We start from the raw sequence: 26046 nt of genomic DNA on the forward strand, positions 1-26046 counted from the left end.
ACTGCTCTTTTGAAAGCGCGATGAATTACTTGTAATCTGGCACAGTAATTTTACGATTGACTGCACCTATACCAAATCCACCTAATCCTAAGTGGGAGGAGATAACTGGACCAAATTCAGAAAAAATGATATTTTTTTCTGGAAAGCGCGTTTTTAAATCTTCAAACACACGATGTGACTCTTCCTTATTATCTCCACCGATCACAACAACTGTCGATTGTTCAAATTGATTTGACAATTCGATAGCTTTGTCTTCGATTAATTTCAATGCTTTTTTCTTTGTGCGTACTTTTTCATAAGGAACAATAAGCCCTTCCTCAAATGTCAGCACAGGCTTCATTTTTAATAGATTTCCAACCCATGCCTGTGCCCCTGTGATGCGTCCGCTTTTACGCAAGTTTTTCAAATCATCGACGACGAGATAAGCTCCAGTGTGTTGACGCATATCTTCTAAATCCTCGAGAATTTCATCTATATGCTTACCTTCTTTAATTAAGTCTATTGCCCGAAACACAAATGCACCTTCCACCATACATGCAATTTTGGAATCTATGGGATGTACATTGATACCTTCGACCATGCTAGCTGCTTGTAAAGATGTTTGATAAGCTCCACTTATCCCACTAGATAAATGTACGGTAATGACGTCTGTATAACCTTCAGCTTTGTATGCCTCAAACGCATTAATCATCTCACCAATCGCGGGTTGGCTTGTCGTCGGAATCGTTTCAGACTCCTTTAACACAGTATAAAATTCATCTGCTGTAATTGTTTCGTTTTCTTTATGATTTTCGCCATTTTCTAACGTAATACTTAACGGCACAATTCGTATATTATTTTCTTCTAAATAAGGTTGAGGAATATAACTTGTAGAATCTGTCATGACAGCGATTTTCATTTTTTAATGTCCTCCTAATTATTTACAACATTCACACCTATTTAACGATCGTTTTATTTGGTAACGTTGATGATAAATTTATATTTTCACATTAATACTATCATACAATCCTTTATATCAAATTTCAGTCATTAAAGCCATTGATTTTTTTAGTATTCACATTTAAGCTAAGAATAATCTTAATACATTTTAATCAAGATCGGAGCCGGTGCTATGGAAGATTCAATCATCACAATTAAAAGTGAACACATCATTGAAAATGTCATTAGTAAATCGCGGTTTATCGCTCATATTAAACCCGTCCAAACTGAAGAAGAAGCAAAATCATTTATAGAAGCTAAGAAAAAAGAGCATCGCGAAGCCACACATAATTGTTCCGCCTATACGATTGGGGACACGATGCATATTCAAAAAGCGCTCGATGACGGTGAACCCAGTGGAACAGCAGGTGTCCCAATGCTTGAAATGTTAAAAAAACACGATATTCATAATGCTGCTGTTGTGGTTACGCGTTATTTTGGTGGCATCAAACTTGGAACCGGTGGCTTAATTCGTGCTTATGGTGGAGCTGTACGTGATTGTATAAAAGCGGCAGGTCGCGTGGAATTAAAACCGGCTATCCCTTCTCACGTTACGCTCTCTTATGATTTAACCGGTAAATTTGAATATGAGCTTCAATCCACTTCATTTTATTTAAGAGACACCGTTTACACCGATAAAGTGACTTACGATATTGATGTTATCGAATCGGATCGCGAGGCATTTGTTCAATTTTTAAACCAACATACACAAGGCCAATTCGTTCTTACTGAAGATCCTGTGAAACGCCTTGCCTTTGATATCGAGACATAAAAATATCCTGTTACTTAAAAGCCTTCCTCGCTGTTAAGTAGCAGGATTTTATTTTGGATGACGTTTTGAAATCAAATTGAGCAACGGACGATAATCATCATCAATGAGCCCCGTAAACTCTACAATAAGCTCTATTGTAATGATAATGAGGAGCACCGTTAAAAAGAAACCACAAGGTTGAGATAGATATAATATGACACTTACGACACTGAACATAATGGCCATCGCATAGATTAATATGACTGTTTGGCGATGAGTATAACCTAAGTCTAACAGTTTATGATGCAAATGGGATTTATCCGCTTGCATAATATGCTGACCTCGTTTGACGCGTCGAATCATCGCAAACAATGTATCAATAAATGGCACTGCCAAAATGACGATTGGGAAGAACAGTGAAATAAAAGTAATATTTTTGAATCCTAATAAAGAAAGGAAACCTATAATAAACCCAAGCAACAATGCGCCACTGTCTCCTAAAAATATCTTTGCCGGATGAAAGTTAAAAACAAGAAATCCGAGTAATGAGCCAATCAGAACACTACAAATCATAATAATAAAAATGTTACCTTGTAAAATTGCGATAAATGCAATGGTTACAAGAGCAATCGTTGAAACTCCGGCTGCTAGGCCATCCAAACCATCGATTAAATTAATCGCATTCGTAATCGCTACAATCCAAAAAATAGTAATTGGAATACTTAGCCAGCCAAAATGTATCGTTGGACCAATAGGAATCGAAATAAAATCAATAGTGACGCCATACACAACGACAATAGACGCGGCTATAATTTGTCCAATTAATTTTAAAACGGGTTTCAAATCATATAAGTCATCAATAAGCCCAACTAAATAAATGACGATAGCACCTAGTAATAGAGGTTTTATTTCTCGTTCTATTGGAGCGCCGAGCCATATTCCAATAAAGAAAGAGAGTAAAATTGCAGAGCCACCTAACATAGATATAGGTTTAGTATGTATCTTTCTAAAGTTAGGTCGATCAACGATATCTAACTTTTTGGAAACCGCTATCACTATAGGTGTTAAAATCAAACTGACAATCATTGAAAATATAATCAACGTGAGTGTATACATCAGTTCACCTACAAATTTAAAAATTAATTCATCTGTTATATTTTACTTATTCCTATTCAAAAAACAAGCACTTTCTATAATCAATCCTATTATATAGTAACACGAATTACCTAAGTTAGCATCACTACTCATAATAATCTTAATCTTGCATTAAATTATTTAATGACAAAATGTAACTTTTCACTTACAATAACATAGGGTTAAGTAAAGGAGTCATAACTATGATTGAAGCCATTATTTATAATATATCAGTATCCATCGCGGGTATCTATTTATTTCATCGGTTACAATACGCTGAATCGCGTGACTTTAGATTTTCTAAAAGTTATATGAGCGTATTGATGACTATCGTTGGATTACTGCTTGCCTTGCAACCAGTCCCCATCGAACATTATTACATTCAACTTTCATTTGTTCCTTTATTATTTTTAGGTCGATACACAAATGCATTTTATACGTTTATTTCTGCGTTACTCATTGCTATTGTCAGTTATTTTGTACTTTCAACAACATTCACATTTGCCATTTCACTACTTATTATTGCAGTGATTGTAAGTACAATTGGACCTTTTATTAAACAAAATCATATTATTGCGATACAAATCTTAAATATCATTAGTATTGTCATTTTACTTGTTATTGCAATAATCGTCCCTCACTTTGACACGATTGAAGTATTGTATTTACTGCCATTATCCATCGTTGCGACGTTGATTACAGCATTATTTTACGTAGATTTACATCGCTTTTTCACTTTAATTGATCGCTACGATAATGAAAATACAATCGACTATTTAACCGGATTAGGAAATGTTAAAGAATTCGACAGACATTTAAATGCATTAGCACAACGCGCCGATACAAAAAAACAAAGTCTTGCCTTGTTATTAATAGACATTGACGGTTTTAAAGATGTGAATGATGCACATACACACGAAGCTGGAGATGCCATTTTAAAACAGATTTCTCATCTTTTACAAAATTATGTCCCTCCAAAACATAGAATATTTAGAAATGGTGGAGAAGAATTCTCTATCGTTATTAAAAATTATTCATTAGATGATTGCGTCAAATTGGCCGAAAGTATTCGTAAAGGTGTTGAAAAATCAAATTTCCACTTGCCTGACAAATCTGTCATTAAATTATCCGTCTCCATCGGTGTTGGCTATTTAACAAGTGATGACTATAAATCACAACGTAAAGTATTTAAAGATGCCGATGATATGTTACACATTGCTAAAAATGAAGGGCGTAACAAAGTGATGTTTAATCCGATTATCAAGCTACAATAAAGCTATTATCGCCACAAAAGTATTTTAAAAATCATGCCTCTTTCAACAAACAACGACATTGATTTTAATAAAATATTCAAATCTCGACATTATCTTTTATTGAATTCAAATCTTCCGCATACAGGTTAGGAGTTTAAACGTCCTAACCTGTAATTTTTTTAGCCATAAATTATAAATCGCCCACTTTTACTAGGACATTTCTATTAAGTTGCCCCTTAAATTAAAATGAAACTTTCGATTAATCTTGCAACATCTAGCATTCACATGTAGACTGACAATTGATTCAGTTGATAAGGAGGAACCTCTATGGCAGATTCACTGACAATTATTGATGAAAACAAAGTGCTCGATGTCGTTTTATTAGCGGGAAAAGTTTTGCTAGAAAGCGGCGCCGAAACCTATCGTGTTGAGGATACAATGGGTCGTATTGCAGCGAGTTTTGGCTTGGATGATACATATGCCTTTGTCACTTCAACTGCCATTATGTTTTCACTCAATGATCGTACAAACACGCGCTTAGTTCGTGTGCGAGAGCGTACGACAGATTTAGAAAAAATTGCTATCGCAAATAATGTTTCACGAAAAATATCACAAAATAAAATCACTTTAGACGAGGCCAAAACAGAATTGATACATTTAGAACAAGCCTCTCTTCAATTTTCTTTTATTGTAAAATTTTTATCTGCTGCTATCGCATCTGGGTTCTTCTTATTTATGTTCGGCGGTGTGGCCCACGATTTTATTTATGCTGTAATGGCCGGGGCCGGTGCGTTTTTAACCTTTGACCTTGTTCAACGTTATATTCAAATTAAATTCTTTTCTGAATTCATTAGTTCTATGGTCGTCATCGCCGTTGCTGCCTCTTTCACAAAATTAGGAATGACGGTAAACCAAGATATTATTACAATTGCTGGTGTCATGCCACTCGTCCCAGGTATTTTAATCACAAATGCGATTCGTGACTTAATGGCGGGTGAATTACTTGCGGGTATGTCACGAGGTGTGGAAGCCGCATTAACCGCATTTGCGATTGGTGCTGGTGTCGCAGTCGTCTTAATTATATTTTAGGAGGGTTGGAAATTATGATGTCTATTTTTTATTATATCGCTCAATTTTTAATCAGTTTTATTGCCACCATGCTGTTTTCAATCCTATTCAACGCACCTAAAAAATTACTTGTTGCGGCTGGTTTTGTAGGTGCCATGGGATGGATTATTTATAAATTCACGCTTGATTTAAACTTTGGAACGGTCCCTGCCGCTTTTTTCGGGAGTTTCATTTTAGGCGTTATGAGTCACGTGATGAGTCGTCGTTATAAACGGCCCGTCATTATTTTCATCGTTCCCGGCATTATTCCCCTCGTTCCCGGAGGTGCCGCATACGAAGCCACCCGTTTACTTGTATCAAACGAATATACAAAAGCCGTCAATCAATTTTTAGAAGTGACATTAACTTCTGGCGCCATCGCTTTTGGAATTTTATGTGCCGAAATTTTTTACTATATCTACACGCGTTTAAAACACCACTATGCTAAACTAAAAGGTAAGACCTATAAAAGAGGCTATCATATGAACAATCGTATATAAGGAAGTGTAAACATGAAAGAAAATATCATCGAAAGACTAACACGTTACGTCAAAATAAATACACAGTCCAATCCTCATAGTGAAACAACACCCTCAACACCTGAACAATGGGATTTACTGCATTTATTAGAAGATGAACTTAAAACGATGGGGCTCAAAACCGAATTAGATGCACATGGTTATTTATTTGCCACCCTTGAAAGTAATACGACAAAAACTGTGCCCACTATCGGCTTTTTAGCTCACGTGGATACATCTCCTGATTTTAATGCGGCGCATGTTCATCCGCAACTGATTGAAAACTACGATGGTGGCACAATTCAACTCGGTGATTCCGGAAGAATAATTGATCCGGAGGTATTTCCAGATATCGTGAAAGTGAAAAGTCATACGTTAATGACAACGGATGGGACTTCTTTATTAGGGGCAGATGATAAAGCCGGTGTCGTTGAAATCATGGAAGCACTTCAATGTTTAAAAAATCATCCAGAAATAAAGCACGGCACTATTCGTATCGGTTTTACGCCAGACGAAGAAATTGGTCGTGGCCCGCATCAATTTAATGTAGAAAAATTCAATGCTGATTTTGCCTACACAATGGATGGCAGTCAGTTAGGCGAATTACAATTTGAAAGCTTTAACGCAGCAGAAGCTAAAGTCACTTTTGAAGGGGTCAATGTCCACCCCGGCTCGGCTAAAAACAAGATGGTCAATGCCTCAGCCTTAGCAACGCAGTTTCATGCCCAATTACCTGAAAAAGAAGTCCCAGAACATACAGAAGATTACGAAGGCTTTTATCATTTAACTGAAATAGAAGGGAACGTTGAAACAGCAACGCTTCATTACATTTTACGTGATCATGATCATGAAAGTTTTGAAAAACGTAAACAGACACTCATCGATATCCAAGCCCATATGAATGCAAAATATCATTATGATCCTGTGCAACTCGTAATTAATGATCAATATCGTAATATGGCTGAAAAGATTAACCCCCACCCTCACATCATCGATGTTCCGAAACGCGTTTACGAATCTTTAAATATCGTTCCTAATACAGCGCCTATCCGTGGAGGGACAGATGGATCGCAATTATCATTCATGGGCTTACCGACCCCGAACATTTTTACAGGTTGTGACCATTTTCACGGGCCTTACGAATATGCGTCTATCGACGTCATGGCTCAAGCTATCAAAGTTATAATTGGAATCGTTCAAACCTTTGAAAAAGAAGCATAAAAAGAGACCGATGAGTATCGAACATAGTGTTCGTTGCTCATCGGTTTTATTTAAATGTGGGCATTTAATAATTTGACAACTTGCACAGTATAAGCACGTAATGTCACACCTAACTTAAAATCCGGATATTCATTAGGCATTTCATCGAATGCATTGAACATCGCTGTGACACCTAAATTCTCATACTGCTCAAATTTTTCAGATGTGCCGCAAAGCGCTATGGCCAATTTTTGGTACTGTTGTGCCAATTCAGCAATTCTTAATGACGATGTGTTAATCACGTGATCGCGTTCGTTAATCCCTTCGCCAAACAAAATTAAATCCGCTTGTTTAACTAGATTTTCAAGTCCTGTAATTTGATCTACAAGTTCATGACTTGTCATAATTTCTGCATTAAACATCGTTTTAAATATCGCAGCCATGCCTCCACCAGCACCACCGCGTTCAATTTGGCCTAATGACAGCTTTAATTCATGTTTCATAATTTCACTAAAATACCAAAGCAAGTTATCAATTTCTACCGCTTCTTCTCTTGATAAGTGAAGCGTCTTGTAGCTTTGCATGATGGCACTCTGCTTTCCATACATTTTGCTACTAAAATCTATTAAGATTTGAAAGTGAGTATCTTTTAACTGAGGATGTAAGCCACTAGTATCTACTCGTCGAATATGTTTCACTTGACCCAAGCCTTTTGTCATATCCACACGTTCTCCATCGTCATTATAAAAGACCGCACCTAGAGCTTGTAACATCCCTGCACCGCCATCGAAGGTATCCGTCCCTCCGACAGAAATCGCAAATGTTTTAGCACCTTTATTCAATGCGTGTTGAATCACTTCACCCAAACCATAACTCGTATGGTTTAAATAATGTCCAGTGCCTTTTTGGAATTGTTCTGCCTGTATCACCGTTAGACCATCTTCCGTTTGCCCATATTGCGCTTCAATTTCATTCATTTCAGCATCATGTACATCGATTCGGTATTGTGTCCCTGATTTCCACATAAATACTGAATTTAAAAGTTCATGTCGCCCGTTAAATAATGGAACTTGTACAATATCTGCGTCTTCAATTTGACTATCCACCGCTTCTTCAACAAAGCGGTTTGCGTCATAACTCGACAGAATTCCATTAAATTCATCCATCGCAACGAGTACTTTCATATTGTCACCTCTCGACATCATATTATTATTCATTATAGCCTTGCTTTGCCCTTTAATACAAATGAAGAGAACGCTCACAAGTAAGTATCTCGACTTACTTAAGAGCGTTCTATTCTAAATTACTCAGCTTTTGCTAATGAGGAAACAGTAATATTATCATGGCTTTCGTGCCAAGACGCCTCACCATTTACAAAGTAAAAAGCTTGGGGAGATTCGTGTTTAATCCCCGTTTTTTCTTCGATATAATTTGATAATTCTCGTTCTTCTTGAACGATGAGATAATACCCGTCCATATCTCTTTCATATAAAAACTTATTAAATTGATCCATTGCGCGTTCGGAAATAGGACAAGTATTACTGTGTTTTAATACAAATACATATGGATACTGTTGGATGACTTGTTCAAACTGATCAATTGACGTCAGCTTTGTCGCCATACTTTTCACCTCTAAGTTCAATTCTACTTAATATTAATATTTACCGTACCACTTTTTCTCATTTCTCAATGGTATTCATTATACACATAATCTACGTCATTGTTAACCTTATTTTAAAAACTTAATTTTAAAATGTATCAGTAGTTACTGTAATTGACTTTCTAATTCATCATTTTTTTGATGATAAGTCGTTTCATAATGTTCTAATTCGTCAGAAGTTCTAATAACGTGTTTAATATTCATTTCAGATAATTTTTCACTATTTATAGCGTTTTTAGCGCGTTCTTTATAATAATTTTCTAATTCATAATACATTTGAATCGCATGTTGACGTGCGTTATTTACCGTATTATCATGAATTCGCTCTTGGTTTAAGGATTTGATGTGCGTTTGGATAAGAGGGAGAATTTCGTTTTTCAATCTTTGAGAACGTTTGATTTCATTTTTTTCTGAAAGAACGTCCTCTACTTCTTTTTTAATATTACTATTATTTTTAGCTAAAACCCTTTCTAAAATTTCACTATCTTGTTGTCCTTGGGGTGTTACTTTCGCTTCTGTTAATTCATCTTCCACACTTTTACGACGCTTTTCAAATTTTTGTGTATACTCTATGATATTTTCATTGGATTTTATCGTATCCAAGCATAGCGATATAAATTCAGAAGTCTGATTTAAACTTTGGCCTTTTTTATCGACGGCTTTTAGATATTCTTTTTTAAGTGCCTCTACATCTTTATTTGGCGTCGGTAGTTTTTGCGCTTCTTTGCGATATGCTTTCCATTTAGGACGCACGCTTTCGTTCATCACGCGTTGCTTTTGTTCAAAAGCTGCTTTATTGTCTTCTGTTGCTTCTGTATGACGCATTGTCTTTAATTCATGAAAATCAGCATCATTATAGGCTTTATAAAAGGCTTGTTCTTTTTGTTCAACCTTTTTGAGTTGTTGATCAAATTGTTGTTTATCTTGTTTTTGATGTTGCCCACAAGCAGATAAAAGACTAACGACACTTATAACCATTATTAGTAGAAATAGGGTATGCTTCATTTCACCCCTCCTATCGCGCTTCATAAAAAACGTGTTTAACTTCAAAATAAACTATGATATAGTAATTCAGAATTTATACATTAAACTAAGGAGTAAACGATGTATCGACATGTCCAACCATTTACCGTTAAACCTGAAACCTCTCACTTTGAGCAAGAATACGCCACTTATCGAGAGATATTATTTAATCTTTTAGATACGCCCATTAAAACTACCCAACATATTGGAGGCACTAAACATTTCAATTATCCGACTGAACCGATTCTGGATATCCTGGTAGGCGTTGATAATTTACATGATATTACCTCTTTAGACGAAAAACGTTTAAACTATGCTAGCTTTTATCGCATCCACCAACCGATGCATAAAAAAGTTTTAATGGCAAAATTTAATGATTTAATTGAACTTAAACAAACTGTTCGTTTACATATTATCCAACGAAGCACGGATATTTTCCATCAATATGTAGAAATTGACGAATTATTGTCAAATGATACGACAGCGATTCAAGATTTTACACATTTCAAACAAAGTATCAAAAATTTGTCCATTCGAGAATATGAAACTCGTAAAGCCAATTACTTTAAAAAATTATTGCCTCTCATTCAGTCAAAATGATATTACTAGATGACTTTAGAGCTATAAAAGCGTTAAAATGAGAGTAATGACATAAAAGAAAGGATGTTATTTTTGGATAACGCTAACATCTTACAAAAATTAAAGCAGATCATTCCAGAAGAGATTATTAAAGTTGATGAACCGCTTAAACGTTATACGTACACTGAAACAGGAGGTAATGCGGATTTTTATATTTCTCCTAAAAGTTATGAAGAGGTACAAAAAGTTGTACAATTTGCATATGAAAACAACATTCCTGTAACTTATTTAGGAAATGGCTCAAATATTATTATTCGAGATGGTGGTATACGAGGCATTGTGTTAAGTCTATTAGATTTAAATTATATCGACGTCTCTGATACAACGATTGTAGCAGGAAGCGGTGCTGCGATTATCGATGTTTCTCGTCAAGCGAGAGATTTATCTTTAACAGGGCTTGAGTTCGCATGTGGTATTCCTGGTTCTGTTGGGGGTGCGGTTTACATGAACGCAGGCGCTTATGGCGGTGAAGTTAAAGACGTCATCGATTATGCACGTGTCGTCAACGAAAAAGGCGAAATGTTTCAGTTAACACATAATGAATTAGATTTAGACTACAGAAATAGTATCATTCAAAAAGAACATTATGTCGTGCTAGAAGCGGCTTTTACTTTAGCTCCTGGCAAACAACATGAAATTCAAGAAGTCATGGACGACTTAACAGAGCGTCGTGAATCTAAACAACCGTTAGAATATCCATCATGTGGCAGTGTTTTTCGTCGACCACCTGGTTATTTTGCAGGTAAATTAATCCAAGATGCCCATCTGCAAGGCTATCGTGTCGGTGGTGTGGAGGTTTCTAAAAAGCACGCCGGTTTTATGGTTAATGTGGATCACGGAACTGCTACTGATTATGAGGATTTAATCCATCACGTACAAAAAGTCGTGAAAGAAAAATTTGATGTTACTTTAGAAAGAGAAGTTCGTATTATTGGCGAAAAAATAGAAGCACGTCAGTAGTAAAGGAGCAAAATTATGCCAACTGTATATGGTCAAGTCATCGATAATGAAACACGTTGTGTACACTATCAAACGATTCTTGATGTCATTGCAATTAAATTTAAATGTTGCAACAAATACTATCCATGTTACAAATGTCATAACGAAGCGGAACATCATCGTATTCAGAGATGGAAAGAACATGAATTTAATGAAAAGGCCATTATGTGCGGCGTATGCAAACATGAAATGACGATTAATGAATATATGCTCATTGAATCATGTCCCAAATGCAATGCCCACTTTAACAGTCGTTGCAAATTGCATTATCATGTTTATTTTGAAATATAATAGACGAAAAAAAGCGGGACGTTATGTCCTGCTTTTTTGTCTCTCAATGTATTCTAGGAATTTCTGTTTTAAAAGACTTACTGTCCAATCGAGCTTGTCACATTAAATCAAGGAGTAAGGCAATAATAAATTGCTTTAAGAGTATAAATTCTTGAACGTTGTTGGTTATTTAATACTACTTAAATCAGTAAAACTGAGTCGTAAAATAGATTTTATAACGCTTGTGAATATATATTGCGTATTTGATTAGTTCCTAAGCCGAGACTTCTGAGGCATCTAGCCGAAACCGAAAATCCATTTTAAGATTGATATTTTCTCAATCTTAAACTATGGATTACCTATTCACGTATGTTCATGGGTGTACTGAATACGTAACTTATTTCATTCGTAACGTCTTCATGCAGAGGTGAGGCGCCTAGAAAAGCGAGGCTTTATGGAATAATCAAATACATGAAATTATTTATACATCAGTCCGATTTATTATAGAACCACTTTTTGTATCTAATACAAAAATAACGGTTAGTGATTAACTCACCAACCGTTAATAGTATAGAACCTTATTTATCATCAAATATGAAATCTTCGTCTTTTAAGGCTTCTACATTTAATGCCAATGTATAACCATCACCTTTAACTGAGAAGAAATCGTGGTTTTTAGTAGACGTATCTAACGCATTTTCAATAATTGGATTAAATTCACGTTCTTCAAAATAGGGTTCAAAACCAAGATTAGATAATGCTTTATTACCATTGTAGCGTACGTAATTTAAAACATCTTCCGCTAAGCCTAATGGCTCATATAATTCACGCGTATAAGAGGCTTCATTTTTATATAAATCCTCAAGTAATTTGTACATTTCTTGGTCCGCTTTTAATTTTTCACTTTCTGACAATTCATTTCGTAAGTGTTGGGCGTCTAAGCCTGTGAATACACCATGAATGGATTCATCTAATAAAATTTTACGTATGATTTCCCCAGAAGTTGTCATACGCCCTTGTCCTGCAAGATATAACGGATAATAGAAACCTGAATAGAATAAGAATGTTTCTAAAAATACACTAGCGACTCTGGCCATATATTGATCATAAATTGAAGCTTCTTCTCCCCATAATTTATGATAGGTTCCTACGATTTTTTCTGATTTGTATCTTAAATGAGGTTCTTCCAACACCCATTCATCTAGTAAATAGTTTGTCTCTTTTGAGGGCAACAATGTCGTAAAAATGTGTGAGTAGCTTTTCGCATGTATTTGTTCCATCATTCCCATAAAAGCGTAAACTGCTTTTTTACGTAAATCTTTGGTATGTAACATGATTAAAGGCATACCATCATCTGCTTGATGAGTATCTAAGCCAGTTAACCCTGCTAAAGCTTTTTTAAAAGCATTTTGCTCATCTTCTGTTAAAGTTTTCCAACTCGCGATATCTTTAGAAACTTTAAATTCTGTCTCAACCCACATTTGAGCTATATTTTGACGCCAAAACATATTTGTCATATCTTCTTGTGTATTCCAATTAACAGCTATCATCGCAATCTATTTCTCCTATTCTTAAATTAATATGATGAACCAGGATATTCGTGCGATTCCCATCGATTGCACGCAATCCCTTTAATATTTTCCCTTAAGTCACTGAATCTGAATGAAAGATGCGAAATAAAGAGCAAAAGAGAGACCCTTACCCTTTATTTCGTAACAGCATCATCGTATTGCTTATAGCGATTCATAGCATTATGGGTTCTCCATTTCATCACCTATGAATACTAAAACAGATCGATTAAATTGAACAGCTTGTACATTCTTCAACACTCAACAGTTTATTACGCGTATAGTATAAAGATTTTAAACCTTTATGATGCGCATAAACGTATAAACGAGACAATTCTCGTGTTGAAATTTCAGAATTCACATATAAAATCGTTGAGATGCCCTGGTCAATATGTGTTTGAATGGTTGCGATTAAATCGATTAATTTCATTTGATCTGTATTGAACGCTGATTTGTAATACCACATCGTTTGTGGAGATAAAAATGGCATTGGATAAAATGTTTCTGCATTACCATAGGTACGTCTTTCGATTTGATCCACAATTGGCATCACAGAACTTGTCGCATTTTGCACATACGAAATACTTTGAGTAGGCGCAATGGCTAATCTATAAGCATGGTAAAGTCCATATTTTTCTACTTCAGCTTGGAGGGCTTTCCAATCTTCACGTGTTGGAATGTCATGATGTTCAAATAAAGCTTTTACTTTATCATATTGTGGTAAAAAGTCTTCATTAACATAGCGTTCAAAATAACGCCCATTAGCATAATCTGACTGTTCGAAATCAGCAAATTTTTCACCGCGTTCTTTTGCGATTTGCATTGAACGTTCCAATGAGTAGAAGTTCATCATCATAAAGAAAACATTCGCAAAATCTTTTGCTTCTTCTGATTCATAATTAATTTGGTTTTTAGCTAAAAAGCCGTGTAAGTTCATGACACCTAATCCAACCGAATGTAGTTCACGGTTCGCTTTTCTGACACCAGGTGCATTCTGAATATTGGCCTCATCGCTGACAAACGTGAGCGCGTCCATACCTGTATGGACAGAGTCTCTGAAACGCTGAGATTCCATGACATTGACAATATTTAAAGATCCTAAATTACAAGAAATATCACGTTTAATTTCATCTTCAACACCGTAATCATTAATAATAGACGTCTCTTGTAATTGGAAAATTTCCGTACATAAATTACTCATTTTGATTTGACCAATATTTGCATTTGGATGCACTTTATTGGCATTATCTTTAAACATCAAATAAGGATAACCGGATTGCAGTTGTGTTTGCGCAATCATATTTAACATTTCACGTGCATCTTTAGATTTTTTCATAATATTTGGGTTTTCAACAAGACGATCATAATACTCATCGATATCAATATCATCCAATGTCACCCCATATTCTTCCTCGACTGTATGAGGAGCAAACATAAAGAAATCTTTACCTTCTTTCGCAAGTTCGAAAAATTTAGAAGGTACAATTAAACCTGTAGAAATTGTAGACAAACGTAAATCTTCATCGGCATTTACTTTTTTAGTATCTAAAAACTCTTCGACGTCGTAATGGAAAATATTTAAATAGACTGCTCCTGCGCCTGGACGTTGTCCAAGTTGATCCGCATAACTAAATCCGCCTTCTAGAGCTTTAGCTACAGGAAGCACCCCTTTTGCGACGCCTTTGATGCCTTTAATCGCTTCACCACGTGCGCGAAGTTTAGAGAGGTTAATCGCAACGCCTCCCCCTATTTTACTGAGCTGTTTTGCCGTTGAATCAATAAAATTAATCGAATTCAAGCTATCATCTACTTCTAGTAAGAAGCAGGAAACCAATTCTCCACGACGTGCACGTCCAGCATTCAAGAAAGTTGGTGTTGCTGGTTGATAACGTTGTTCAACCATTGCACGTACAAATTGCTTAGCAAGTTCGACTTGGCCATTTGCTAAATAAAGCGAAACGATAATCACATGTTGATGATAATTTTCAAGATATTTTGCTTTATCATTTGTTTTCAAAGCATAGTCTTTAAAAAATTTACTCGCCGACATATAACTCGCAAATTGAAAAGGTATATTGTTCGCAAAGGTGATGATTTCATTTAATTGTTGTTCACTATAATCTTCAAATACATTATAGTAAAAGTTTTGATCGACTAGAAAACGTAATCGATCAAGTTCATTATCGAATTTGACAGTTTTATCATCGATTTCATCCAAGTAAACCGAAAGTGCTTCTTGATCTTTTTCTAAATCAAAAAAACCTGTTTCATTTCTTTTTGTTACTTGGTTGTTTAATTCGATATGTTTATACTGCTTTTGTTCCATAGTTTTCATAAAAATTAACCACCTTCTCCTTAAATTCCTCTGTATCATTTAAACTGCCATGCAATTCGAATTTCATTAATAAAGGGACATTATATTCATCTGCAATCCTAATACCTGCTTTTGCAAAATTTTGCCCCCAATTACGGTTGCCACTTGCCGCTACCGCTTGTAAATTTTTGTAGTTGAGTTCTAAAAATTGTTGCACTGGCTTTGGTACCTCCCCAAAACCAATGGTACCTGTTACAATTACAAAAGGAGCGTCAATGCGCTCAGTTGCGGAGCTTTCAGTAATCTCCATTGTGTCCGTTAATCCAGTACGTTTAATAAAGCGTTTTACATTGCCTGTAAATGAGTAATAAACCACTTTCATAGTAAGGACTTCCTTTCTTTTTATCCATAACATATACACGCACAATCTCACCTCAAACATTATATGTCTGTATGAGTGAGTCTATCGTTTGTATTGTGCCGTAACGCTTTATGACATTGTTTTAAGGGTGAATAAATCGAGGATGATCGGAATGAAGTAAAAGCGAACATATATTTCGGTTCACAAATCTAAGATATATTTCCTTTTCATAGTGTATTAGACACACTCTATTCGTTAGCTATTTCTAATTTGGAGTGAAGAAACTGAGCTAGGGTTAATCTCATTTTAAAGTGTAATCTTGCTAACTACTTGTAGTTTCTGCTTACCATTTTCCCATCCTAAACACTATATATTGTGTTTAATGTTCTCAGTCAATACTATATATATGTATCATTGTACATCAGACCTCTGGCTTTTTAAAGAAGAAAATAAAGTTTTTGTCACTCATTGTCACTCAATGCACTCATACCAACGAATGAAAATTTATGAAAATTTTATGCGCCTATAGATGAATTAAAAGCGTTTAAAAATGCTTGACATTTAGCAATTAGTTGTAGTATAAATCGAACAAATGTTCGATTTTAGTATAACTTTTCATTCGCAAATTTTCAACTTCTTATGCATAAACTTCCAAATTATGCTACTATTAATACGTTGAAAATTAATAACAAGAGGCGATTCCATGAATTCAAAAATGAAAGGCATCATCGCTATACTGATTTCTGCTATTGGATTTAGTTTTATGGCAGTTTTTTTTCGTCTTGCTGGTGATTTACCTGTCTTTCAAAAATCTTTAGCTCGAAATATGGTTGCCATGTTTATTCCCTTATTTTTTATTATCAAATACAAGCAACCTGTTTTAGGAAAATTAAGCAGTCAACCTTTGCTCATTCTCCGCTCGACACTTGGATTGACAGGTGTTCTCTTAAATATTTATGCTATCGATCACATGGTGTTAAGTGATGCAGATATTCTTATGAAACTCAATCCATTTTGGACGATATTGTTAAGTTTGATTTTCTTAAAAGAATACATTCAAAAATATCAAATTACTGCTATGCTGATAGCTATTATTGGTATGTTGTTTGTTGTAAAACCTGAGTTTTCATCTGATATTATCCCTGCTTTAATGGGGTTATTATCTGGTATTTTTGCAGCCGCTGCTTACACGGCGGTGCGTGCTTTAAGTACTCGAGAAGCGCCGTATACTATCGTGTTTTATTTTTCATTATTTTCAGTTGTGGCACTGCTACCATTTGTATTATTCACTTATGAACCAATGACTTCAATACAAATTATATATCTCATCTTGGCAGGGTTATCCGCTGCTGTGGGTCAAATAGGTATTACGATTGCCTATAGTTTTGCACCCGCAAAAGACATTTCAATCTTTACTTATGCATCAATTATTTTCACTGCGCTTATCGGTTTCATCCTATTTGGTGAATCACCTGACTTTATCGCTGTGATTGGCTATGTCATTATTTTAAGTGCTAGTTATTTCATGTTTGAAAAAGCGAGACGTGAAGCCCGTACAAATTCAACTCAAAATTAAATACTGACTGGAGGTCAACCTTATGACAGAAGGACGTTCTAAAGAAGAATTACAAGATATTACGCTGTTAGGCAATCAAAACAATAAATATGAATTTGATTACAGACCTGATGTGCTTGAAACTTTCGATAATAAGCACCAAGGTCGCGATTACTTTGTTAAATTTAATTGCCCAGAGTTCACTTCGCTCTGTCCTATCACAGGACAACCTGACTTTGCGACCATTTATATTTCATATATCCCAAACATTAAAATGGTAGAATCTAAATCTTTAAAGCTTTATTTATTTAGTTTCAGAAATCATGGGGATTTTCACGAAGATTGTATGAATATCATTATGAATGATTTAATCGATTTAATGGATCCTCACTATATTGAAGTTTGGGGCAAATTCACGCCACGTGGCGGGATTTCAATCGATCCGTACACAAATTATGGTCGTCCAAATACAAAATATGAAGCAATGGCTGAACATCGTCTTATGAATCATGACATGTATCCTGAAAAAATTGATAATCGCTAATTTTCTTAACGGTTCTACACTTGACATCGTCGTCAACAGTAGAGCCTTTTTTAAATAGTTAGAAATTGTCACTAATTTGACTTGAAACCATTCAAAATTTACTGAATTTTCTTGTTAAAACTTTACAATAGGTTTAAAATAGTTTTATCTTCACGATTTAAGGGGGAAATGAATAGATGAATCAGCATTATAGCAAAGAAGAAATCCTTGCTAGTACACCCCGCACAGGTTTCTTCGGGCATCCTAAAGGGTTAAGTACGTTATTCTTCACAGAGTTTTGGGAGCGCTTTAGTTATTATGGTATGAAAGCAATTTTAGCTTATTATATCTATTACTCAGTAGCTAAAGGTGGATTTGGACTTGACCAAGGTTTAGCACTACAAATCGTTTCAATGTATGGTGCTTTAATATATATGAGCGGTATTATTGGCGGCTGGATTGCTGACCGTATTACAGGCACACGCCATGCACTCTTTTTCGGTGGCGTACTCATTATGGTCGGTCATATTTTACTCTCGCTTCCGAATAACTTTACATTATTACTTATCGCACTACTCTTTTTAATTATTGGTACGGGCTTACTCAAACCCAACATTTCATCAACAGTGGGTCTATTGTATGATAAAAACGATCCAAGATTAGACGCAGCATTTACAATTTTTTACATGTCTGTCAACCTAGGTGCATTAATTGCACCACTCGTAGTAGGATGGGCACAATCAAACGTAGGGTTCCACCTTGGGTTTGCCCTTGCAGCGGTAGGTATGTTCTTTGGATTACTTACATATTTAATCACAAACAAAAAGAATCTCGGACTTGCAGGTTTAGAAATACCTGATCCACTCACTAAAGCAGAACGCACTAAAATGATTAAAATTGTTCTTATCGTCGTTGCAGTCGTTGCGGTACTTTTATTCGTTTTAGGCCTATTCAATCAATTAACGTTACCAAATTTTGCAAATTTAGTTACTATTTTAGGTATTGTTTTACCATTATTTTACTTTATCAAACTGATTTTAAGTAAAAAGACAAAAGACTATGAACGTAAACGTGTGTTTGCTTATATTCCATTATTTATTGCATCAGTTGCATTTTGGATGATTCAAGAGCAAGGGTCTACAGTGCTTGCACAATTTGCAGACACTAAAACACAATTAAATTTAGCGGTCATTACAGGCGGGCTTATTGATTTTCATATTCCACCTGCATGGTTCCAGTCTTTAAACCCATTATTTATTGTTATCTTAGCGCCACTCTACTCTATTTTATGGGTGAAACTCGGACGCTACAATCCACCAACTGTCTTAAAGTTTGCTATCGGTGTTATTTTAGCAGGGATTTCATATTTAATAATGGTGGTGCCTCTTTCAGCTGAAGCGACATTAATTAATCCGTTTTGGTTAGTGGCTAGTTTCTTAATCGTTACTTTAGGTGAATTATGTATTTCCCCTATCGGTTTATCAACAACGACGAAACTTGCACCTGAAGCCTTTACCGCACAAATGATGAGTATTTGGTTCTTATCAAATGCGATGGCACAAGGTTTGAATGCTCAAATGGTTAAAGTGTATACATTGATTAGCTCAAATGAGTACTTTTTATATTCAGGTATTTTCGCTATCGCCATTGGTTTCGTGCTTATTCTTATCACACCTGTCATTAAAAACTTAATGCAAGGTGTTAAATAAATTTAAAATCAGCACTAGAAGAATGCTACTTTAAGTTAGAAAGCCGTCAAAATTTATCAAAGGGTAAATTTTGACGGCTATTTTTATACGCTTTAAAATAGTTACATTTTGATTTTCTCTAAAAGTTTTTTCGTTTTAAAATCCTAACTTCTTTTAAGGAATTACTATTTTACGATTAAATTTGCTTAAAATGCGGTATATATGACAGTGTATAGGTTTTATGAAAGTGGGAAATAAAATGACACAAAAATACAAACATGGTCTCTTATTTTATCATCAACATTCCGGTCTTAATAAAATACATGAAGGTTTGGGTGAAGTGACTGAAGCTTTAACCCAATTATGTAAGAAATTCTCAATTCAACTCAGTGAAAATGAAGGTGATATAGAACGTTATTGCCAACAAATTTCTGAAAATAACAATGCTGAAGAAATAGATGTCCTTTTTATTTTAGGAGGCGACGGTACGGTCAACGAATTAATCAACGGTGTTTTAAAAAACAATTTAGACCTCCCTATCGGAGTTATCCCTGGAGGAACATTTAATGATTTTGCAAAAACACTAAATCTCTCTAATCGCGCTAGCGATGCCGCACATGACTTACTTTTAGCTGAACCTGAAGCCTATGACGTGATGAAAATTAATAATGATCAATACGCCTTAAATTTCGCAGGTATTGGTTTAATGGTCCAAAACGCTGAAAATGTGGAAGGAAAATCTAAAGATGTGTTTGGTAAGCTGAGCTATATCTCTTCGACGTTTAAAACACTCACGAATCCAGAACATTTTGATTATGAATTAGAAATAGATGGTGAGACTTATACAGGTGAAACCTCTATGATTTTATTCGCAAATGGACGTTTTATAGGTGGAGGTAAAGTTCCAATGACAGACTTATCCCCTTCTGACGGTCAGCTGAGTACATTTATTTTTAATAACTATAGCATTAGCATTTTAAAAGATATTTTTAGCTTACGAGACAGTATGACATGGAATGAAATTAGTGAAAATATTCAACATATTCCAAGTCACCATATCCGCATTTCTACAACACCGAAAATGCGCGTCGATATTGATGGTGAAATCGATTTCGAAACCCCTATCACGATTGATATCGAGCCTCAAAAAATTAAATTACTCACTGCCTTACCTACTAATCAATAAAGCACCAAAAACGGGAGCGCAATCTCATAACTACACTGAGCCCCAAAAGTTGTACTTTGGTTTAGTATAATATTTCAAAGGTTTGTTTCCTATATTGCCAAGGAGACAAGCCTTTGATTTTTGATTTAATTCTTGTATTGTTATAAAACTTGTATACTTATGAATAGCTGTTGCTAGTTGTTGGAATGTTTCAAACGATACTCCAATACATTTCATATTTTTATACTCCAAAAAAATTTCATTAACGCTATCTAGAGAACTTGCTTTTCTAGACATAATTTGAAACACTTCATTTTCTTTTAGAGACTCAATATAATTTATATTTTAGTAATGCCATCCTTGATCTGAATAAATTCTTATTCGAAAAACAGGTTTCTATACTTTTAACCGTTGGTGAGTTGTTCACTAGCCGTTATTTTTGTTTTAAATACAAAAATAGCACAAATATCTCTATAATTGTAAGTGCTCAAACAAATTAAAGAGAGATATTCGTGCTTGTATTTAATGATATATCAGAAATGATTGGAATAGTCATATTTTTTTATCATCCTTTGCTTTGAAGCGAGGATAGCTTAAAGATAAAATAAACATTACCACTATTAGTAATTGACATATCCAACCAAATCCAATAGTAAAATAAACGATAATAGTAGCTATCAACAATAGTAATACAATAATTCTTATTAGATTAGATTTAAGCATTTTCTTCTCCTTTTAGTAGAAAAATTTTAGTATAATTGGTGTCATAAAAGTTTCAATAAATGCAGAAAATAGGTTCTATTAACGGTTGGTGAGTTGTTCACTAGCCGTTATTTTTGTTTTAAATACAAAAATAGCACAAATATTTCTACAATTGTAAGTGTCTAAACTAACAAATTACACCCCCAAAGTTAAATTTGTTAGGTTCAACTTTAGGGATGCAGTACACACATGCAGTCCCGTTTTTTTTGTCCTTTTAATTTAAGAAATAGGCTTCTACTTCTTTCCAATTATTTAAACGCTCAAACTCAGTATGGTCTCTATTATGCGGTGCTGTAAACATTAAAGGTTTACCTGTATGAATCGCCAATTGTTTAGGATTATCATCAATTAAATAATCTGTAGCAACGATATTTTTGCGTCCACAAAATACAAATTGTTGTGTATCTAAAAATGGAAAGTGCTCTTTTAGCCACTCATATTTGTCGTGAAAAGATGTGGGTACATCCATCGCGGCAGTCACTATGTAGATATCATAATGTTCTGCTAACTTTTTAACGACTTCTTTTGCGTCTTTAATCACTTCAAGACGTCTAAAAAAACCGTCTGACGCTAAAATATTTCTAATTTCTTCAGCGTGTTCAGGCATGATATCATAAATTTTTTTACCAACGATTTGTTCCACAGTCACGCCTAATTGTGTCCGTCGATTAAATTCATCTAATATCGCGCCGAAAGTATCCGCTAATACTTCGTCCATATCTATCCCAATAGACTGTCTCATTGTATCGCTCCTCAATTTACTTCATTACGTTGATTATAGCAAACGCGATAATGAAATTCATCGCTGTGGCTTAAAATCGAGACAAAACGTTACGAATGACAGCGTTTTGTTCTGGGAAACCAATCGTAATACGCACCCCATTCGGAAAAGCGCGCGCGATAATACCTTCTTTTAATAGGGCTTCATTCAATGCCTCAACTTCTGATGTTTCTACAAATACAAAGTTAGTTTGTGAGGGATAAATGGTTAAATTTGTATCCAATTCATAAAACTTTTGACGTTCTTGTTGATTAATTTCGACAGCTTTTTTTAAATGATCTTGATCTTCTAAAGCAGCTAAGGCCGCCTGTTCAGACAAACGTGTCGTGTTGAACGGTGGACGTAAGACATTCAGTTGTGCAGCGAGTTCTTTAGTGGTAATCAAATAACCAATCCGTAAGGCCGCTAAAGCATAGGCCTTAGAGAATGTGCGTAACATCGCAACATTAGGATACTTTTCCATTAATTCTAATGTGCGTGGAAAATCTTTGGCCGTCACATATTCTGCATAAGCTTCGTCTAAAATAATCGTAACGTTTGAAGGAATTTTTTGGATAAAAGCTTCAATCGTTTCATGAGAATGATATGTTCCAGTAGGATTGTTTGGGTTACATAGCCATACTATCGCTGTTTCTTCATCGACAGCATCAGCGATCGCATCTAAATCATAATGTCCATCTTTAAGAGGAACTTGCACCATATTCGCATCTTCAACAACCGCATTATGAAAGTATTGGCCAAATGTTGCTTCACTTGTGACCACCTTATCTCCGGCACGTAATAATGTTCGAGAAATAATAACAATCATTTCATCCAAGCCTGCACCAAATAAGATACGCTCAGGTTCAATGTCAAAATGCTTCGCTATCGCTTGTTGTAATAAGGGAGCATTCGGCTCAGGATATAAAAATAAATCATCGACATGCGTTTTAATGGCTTCTTTTACTTTTGGAGATGGACCAAAAACATTTTCATTCGAGGCATGTTTATACAGTTCTCCCTCAATATTATATTTTTTCTTCAACGCTTCTGGTGACAATCCAGGTTGATATGCGCTCAGTTGTGTGAGTTGTGATTTCATCAATGTCCGCCTCCAATGTTCAGAATTTTTGGAATATGTTTACTATTATAACGATGATATGAAAAAAATGCTACAACCTAATTCATATATAATAATTATTATTGCACATTTGCTTTAAAGCGTCAAAGTGTCTTGTTAAAAAAACAACGGCTTGAATTCTCTCAAACCGTTGTCTTACCTATTTATTTGAGAAGCCCTTCTTTTTCTAAATATGATTTCGCAACTTCATAAGGGTCTTCGTCTTTTTCTGCCACACGATAATTCATTTCTTGCATTTGTTCGTCAGTAATTTTACCTTCTAATTTGTTTAAGGACTTTTCAATTTCTGGATGTTGATCAATAAATGATTTTTTAAACAGTGGTGCCCCTTGATAAGGCGGAAAACTTTTCTTATCATCTTGAAGGACTACCATGTCGTATTGTTTTAACTCTGCATCTGTTGAATACGCGTCAATAAGATTAATGTCTCCTTTTTCAATAGCTTGATATCTCAATTTAGGTTCCATTGTTTTTACCTGGTTAAAGTTTAAATTATACGTCTTTTTAACCGCTTTATAACCATCGCCACGATCATTAAACTCCAACGTAAATCCAGGATGTATCTCTTTTTCTACTTTTTTCAAATCACCGATTGTTTTTAAGTGATGTTTTTCAGCAAAGTCTCGTTTAACAGCTAGTGCATACGTATTATTATATTTCATCGGTTTTAACATTTTCATATCAAATTTACGATCTAAACTTTGATTGGCTTGTTCATAGACGGCTTGCTCATTTTTAGATTTCGGCGACTCTTTTGTGAGTTCTCCTAAAACAGTTCCTGTAAATTCAAGATAACCATCAATGTCATCTGATTTTAGTGCATTGAATAAGAAAGTCGTTTTTCCCATCCCATCTTTAACGTCAACTTGATAATTTGTATCTTGTTCAATCAATATTTTATACATATTCGTCACGATAGAAGGTTCTGTGCCGAGTTTACCAGCTAATGTCACACGTTCACCTTTTTGCGCAAAAAGTGGCGCAATGGTTACTAAGAACATGACTAACAATATTACACCTAAAGTAATCATCATTTTTTTATATGAGATGCGCCCTAATATGCGTAAAACAATATCAAAAATAATGGCTAAAAGTGCAGCTGGGATAGCCCCAATGAGTATAAGCGCCGTGTTATTACGATCGATTCCTAAAAGGATTAAATCCCCTAAACCACCAGCACCTATTAATGCTGCTAACGTTGCTGTACCAATAATTAATACCATAGCCGTGCGTATCCCTGCCATAATAACAGGCATTGCAAGCGGTAATTCGACTTTTGAAAGTCGTCTTACAGGCTTCATCCCAATCCCTTTAGCCGCTTCAATCAAGGATGGATCTACACCAGTGACACCCGTATATGTATTTCTTAAGATAGGTAGTAGTGCATAAACGACTAACGCAATAATTGCAGGAACGGTTCCAATACCAAATAAAGGAATCATTAAACCTAATAAAGCTAAGGACGGAATGGTTTGTAACACGGCGGCAATATTGATAACTACTTCTGCAATCCCTTTTTGCTTAGTTAATAGAATTCCTAAAGGCACACCAATTAATACTGCAATTAATAAAGCAATAAATGACAGTTGAATGTGCTCAATGAGCGTAGACAACAACTCGCCTTTTCGTTCATTTAAAGTTGATAAAAAAGTACTCATGCCTTATCACCTGCCCGATGTGTTGATAAGAATTCGAAAATATCTTGTCGCGTTACCTTCCAGTATTGATCCGTTGTTTGGACAATGACTGTTTCATGATCCGCAAACTCATGATAGATATCACTCACAAATTGATTTCCCGTTACGACAGGCCATTGCTCAGTTTCCGTTGTCGGTGTGCCTATCAATTCTGCAACTTTGTGTAACGTAAAATGATTCATAAACACGCTTGATAAATCTCCAATAAATTGTTTAACGAATTCACTTTTCGGATGTTGAATAAACTCATTAGGGGTCCCAATTTGTTCTACATGACCTTCATTTAACAAACAAATTCGGTCTCCCAGTTTAAACGCTTCTTCAATATCGTGCGTGACAAAGACAATCGTTTTTTTGATTTGTGCTTGAAGACGTAATAGGTCATCTTGTAAATTTTCTCGTGTAATTGGATCAAGCGCACTAAACGGCTCATCCATTAAGACTACGGGCGGATTTGCAGCTAGAGCACGTACGACACCTACACGCTGCCGTTGCCCTCCGGATAGTTCATCAGGTTTTCGATTTCGATATGTATTAGGGTCTAAATTAACCATTTTTAAAAGTTCATCTACACGACGGTCAATTTCTGGTTGTGTCCATGACTTCATCATAGGTACTTGCGCAATATTATCACGAATACTCATATGCGGAAATAAAGCAATTTGTTGCAATACATACCCCATATCCCAACGCATCTCATAAACAGAATAATCACTAATAGGTTGGTCTTTAAAATAAATATAGCCATCTGTTAAAGGGATGAGTCGATTAATCATTTTCATTGTCGTTGTTTTACCAGATCCTGAAGGCCCGATCAATACAAAAAATTCACCTTCCCGAATGTTCAGATTAATTTTATCGACAACAATTTTTTCTCCATACCGTTTCGTAACATTCTCGAATTTAATCATATAGTCCCCTCATTTAAAATACTTTTTATTTCCATTGTAAAAATTATACCCTATTCTTCTAAAGATAAG

At 35.2% G+C, this 26046-nt stretch carries 24 protein-coding genes and 1 pseudogene; 12 read left to right on the plus strand and 13 right to left on the minus strand.

The window, feature by feature from the left end; translation table 11 throughout:
- Positions 1 to 25: 25 nt before the first annotated feature.
- A complete protein-coding gene (fakB1, locus tag PYW36_RS09220; RefSeq protein ID WP_037572500.1) occupies positions 26 to 898 on the minus strand; it encodes a fatty acid kinase binding subunit FakB1 in 873 nt (290 codons plus the stop codon).
- A 213-nt stretch (positions 899 to 1111) separates the two neighbouring features.
- On the opposite strand from fakB1, the gene PYW36_RS09225 reads away from it, so the two are divergent.
- Complete coding sequence (locus PYW36_RS09225) at positions 1112 to 1750, plus strand: YigZ family protein (RefSeq protein ID WP_037572503.1); 639 nt, start codon at positions 1112 to 1114, stop codon at positions 1748 to 1750.
- A 48-nt stretch (positions 1751 to 1798) separates the two neighbouring features.
- Here PYW36_RS09225 and PYW36_RS09230 read toward each other — a convergent pair whose 3' ends face one another.
- Positions 1799 to 2845, minus strand: a complete 1047-nt coding sequence (locus PYW36_RS09230; RefSeq protein ID WP_103158919.1) for a glycosyltransferase family 4 protein — start codon at positions 2843 to 2845, stop codon at positions 1799 to 1801.
- A gap of 221 nt (positions 2846 to 3066) precedes the next feature.
- Here PYW36_RS09230 and gdpS point away from each other — a divergent pair, with 221 nt between their 5' ends.
- The 4 genes from gdpS to pepT all read left to right on the plus strand — a co-directional run bounded on the left by gdpS (position 3067) and on the right by pepT (position 6962).
- The gene (gene gdpS / locus PYW36_RS09235) at positions 3067 to 4137 is read left to right on the plus strand and encodes a GGDEF domain-containing protein GdpS (protein WP_103158918.1); all 1071 of its coding nucleotides are present in this window, start codon (positions 3067 to 3069) and stop codon (positions 4135 to 4137) included.
- Between the two features lie 306 nt (positions 4138 to 4443).
- Entirely contained in the window at positions 4444 to 5205 is a 762-nt protein-coding gene (locus PYW36_RS09240) for a threonine/serine exporter family protein (RefSeq protein WP_037572509.1), read from the plus strand.
- Between the two features lie 14 nt (positions 5206 to 5219).
- Positions 5220 to 5723 (plus strand): threonine/serine exporter family protein, encoded by a 504-nt coding sequence (locus tag PYW36_RS09245; RefSeq protein ID WP_103158917.1) that lies wholly within the window; start codon positions 5220 to 5222, stop codon positions 5721 to 5723.
- 12 nt (positions 5724 to 5735) lie between these two features.
- Positions 5736 to 6962, plus strand: coding sequence for a peptidase T (gene pepT / locus PYW36_RS09250; protein WP_103158916.1), 1227 nt, complete (start codon positions 5736 to 5738; stop codon positions 6960 to 6962).
- Positions 6963 to 7012: 50 nt separating this feature from the next.
- On the opposite strand, the gene PYW36_RS09255 is transcribed toward pepT, so the two are convergent.
- The 3 genes from PYW36_RS09255 to PYW36_RS09265 form a co-directional block, all read right to left on the minus strand.
- On the minus strand, positions 7013 to 8125 hold the full coding sequence (locus tag PYW36_RS09255; RefSeq protein ID WP_103158915.1) for a glycerate kinase: 1113 nt from the start codon (positions 8123 to 8125) through the stop codon (positions 7013 to 7015).
- A gap of 119 nt (positions 8126 to 8244) precedes the next feature.
- Positions 8245 to 8562, minus strand: a complete 318-nt coding sequence (ytxJ, locus tag PYW36_RS09260) for a bacillithiol system redox-active protein YtxJ (RefSeq protein WP_037572519.1) — start codon at positions 8560 to 8562, stop codon at positions 8245 to 8247.
- Between the two features lie 144 nt (positions 8563 to 8706).
- Positions 8707 to 9606 (minus strand): EMYY motif lipoprotein, encoded by a 900-nt coding sequence (locus PYW36_RS09265; RefSeq protein ID WP_157946220.1) that lies wholly within the window; start codon positions 9604 to 9606, stop codon positions 8707 to 8709.
- 99 nt (positions 9607 to 9705) lie between these two features.
- On the opposite strand from PYW36_RS09265, the gene PYW36_RS09270 reads away from it, so the two are divergent.
- The 3 genes from PYW36_RS09270 (at position 9706) to PYW36_RS09280 (ending at position 11553) form a co-directional block, all read left to right on the plus strand.
- Positions 9706 to 10224 (plus strand): GrpB family protein, encoded by a 519-nt coding sequence (locus tag PYW36_RS09270; protein WP_103158913.1) that lies wholly within the window; start codon positions 9706 to 9708, stop codon positions 10222 to 10224.
- A 72-nt stretch (positions 10225 to 10296) separates the two neighbouring features.
- Positions 10297 to 11223: a UDP-N-acetylmuramate dehydrogenase gene (gene murB, locus PYW36_RS09275; RefSeq protein WP_165806198.1), complete on the plus strand. Its 927-nt coding sequence runs from the start codon at positions 10297 to 10299 to the stop codon at positions 11221 to 11223.
- A 15-nt stretch (positions 11224 to 11238) separates the two neighbouring features.
- On the plus strand, positions 11239 to 11553 hold the full coding sequence (locus PYW36_RS09280; protein ID WP_037572530.1) for a CHY zinc finger protein: 315 nt from the start codon (positions 11239 to 11241) through the stop codon (positions 11551 to 11553).
- A 557-nt stretch (positions 11554 to 12110) separates the two neighbouring features.
- Here PYW36_RS09280 and nrdF read toward each other — a convergent pair.
- The 3 genes from nrdF to nrdI all read right to left on the minus strand — a co-directional run bounded on the left by nrdF (position 12111) and on the right by nrdI (position 15796).
- Positions 12111 to 13082 carry a class 1b ribonucleoside-diphosphate reductase subunit beta gene (gene nrdF / locus PYW36_RS09285; protein WP_037572532.1) on the minus strand — a complete coding sequence of 324 codons (972 nt, stop codon included), beginning with the start codon at positions 13080 to 13082 and terminating at the stop codon, positions 12111 to 12113.
- A gap of 247 nt (positions 13083 to 13329) precedes the next feature.
- Complete coding sequence (gene nrdE, locus PYW36_RS09290) at positions 13330 to 15435, minus strand: class 1b ribonucleoside-diphosphate reductase subunit alpha (RefSeq protein WP_103158911.1); 2106 nt, start codon at positions 15433 to 15435, stop codon at positions 13330 to 13332.
- Positions 15407 to 15796 carry a class Ib ribonucleoside-diphosphate reductase assembly flavoprotein NrdI gene (nrdI, locus tag PYW36_RS09295; RefSeq protein ID WP_037572538.1) on the minus strand — a complete coding sequence of 130 codons (390 nt, stop codon included), beginning with the start codon at positions 15794 to 15796 and terminating at the stop codon, positions 15407 to 15409. The genes nrdE and nrdI overlap by 29 nt, the downstream gene beginning before the upstream one ends.
- Positions 15797 to 16478: 682 nt before the next feature.
- On the opposite strand from nrdI, the gene PYW36_RS09300 reads away from it, so the two are divergent.
- From PYW36_RS09300 to PYW36_RS09315, 4 genes are all read left to right on the plus strand, one after another.
- Entirely contained in the window at positions 16479 to 17351 is an 873-nt protein-coding gene (locus tag PYW36_RS09300) for a DMT family transporter (RefSeq protein ID WP_037572541.1), read from the plus strand.
- A 22-nt stretch (positions 17352 to 17373) separates the two neighbouring features.
- Complete coding sequence (gene queF, locus PYW36_RS09305; RefSeq protein WP_037572545.1) at positions 17374 to 17874, plus strand: preQ(1) synthase; 501 nt, start codon at positions 17374 to 17376, stop codon at positions 17872 to 17874.
- A gap of 176 nt (positions 17875 to 18050) precedes the next feature.
- Positions 18051 to 19562: a peptide MFS transporter gene (locus PYW36_RS09310; RefSeq protein WP_103159361.1), complete on the plus strand. Its 1512-nt coding sequence runs from the start codon at positions 18051 to 18053 to the stop codon at positions 19560 to 19562.
- A 238-nt stretch (positions 19563 to 19800) separates the two neighbouring features.
- Positions 19801 to 20727 carry a diacylglycerol/lipid kinase family protein gene (locus PYW36_RS09315; protein ID WP_037572549.1) on the plus strand — a complete coding sequence of 309 codons (927 nt, stop codon included), beginning with the start codon at positions 19801 to 19803 and terminating at the stop codon, positions 20725 to 20727.
- A gap of 61 nt (positions 20728 to 20788) precedes the next feature.
- Here the strand turns inward: PYW36_RS09315 and PYW36_RS11380 are convergent.
- The 5 genes and pseudogenes from PYW36_RS11380 to PYW36_RS09340 form a co-directional block, all read right to left on the minus strand.
- A pseudogene (locus PYW36_RS11380) lies at positions 20789 to 20898 on the minus strand (IS3 family transposase); the annotation flags it as partial.
- Positions 20899 to 21682: 784 nt separating this feature from the next.
- The gene (locus tag PYW36_RS09325) at positions 21683 to 22210 is read right to left on the minus strand and encodes a 5' nucleotidase, NT5C type (protein ID WP_037572553.1); all 528 of its coding nucleotides are present in this window, start codon (positions 22208 to 22210) and stop codon (positions 21683 to 21685) included.
- 70 nt (positions 22211 to 22280) lie between these two features.
- The gene (gene hisC / locus PYW36_RS09330) at positions 22281 to 23330 is read right to left on the minus strand and encodes a histidinol-phosphate transaminase (protein WP_103159360.1); all 1050 of its coding nucleotides are present in this window, start codon (positions 23328 to 23330) and stop codon (positions 22281 to 22283) included.
- A 182-nt stretch (positions 23331 to 23512) separates the two neighbouring features.
- The gene (locus PYW36_RS09335) at positions 23513 to 25027 is read right to left on the minus strand and encodes an ABC transporter permease/substrate-binding protein (protein ID WP_103159359.1); all 1515 of its coding nucleotides are present in this window, start codon (positions 25025 to 25027) and stop codon (positions 23513 to 23515) included.
- Positions 25024 to 25977 carry an ABC transporter ATP-binding protein gene (locus PYW36_RS09340; RefSeq protein WP_103159358.1) on the minus strand — a complete coding sequence of 318 codons (954 nt, stop codon included), beginning with the start codon at positions 25975 to 25977 and terminating at the stop codon, positions 25024 to 25026. Before PYW36_RS09340 ends, PYW36_RS09335 begins: the two co-directional genes overlap by 4 nt.
- Positions 25978 to 26046 lie beyond the last annotated feature (69 nt).

The sequence above is a fragment of the Staphylococcus chromogenes genome (assembly GCF_029024625.1).
Lineage (GTDB): Bacteria > Bacillota > Bacilli > Staphylococcales > Staphylococcaceae > Staphylococcus > Staphylococcus chromogenes.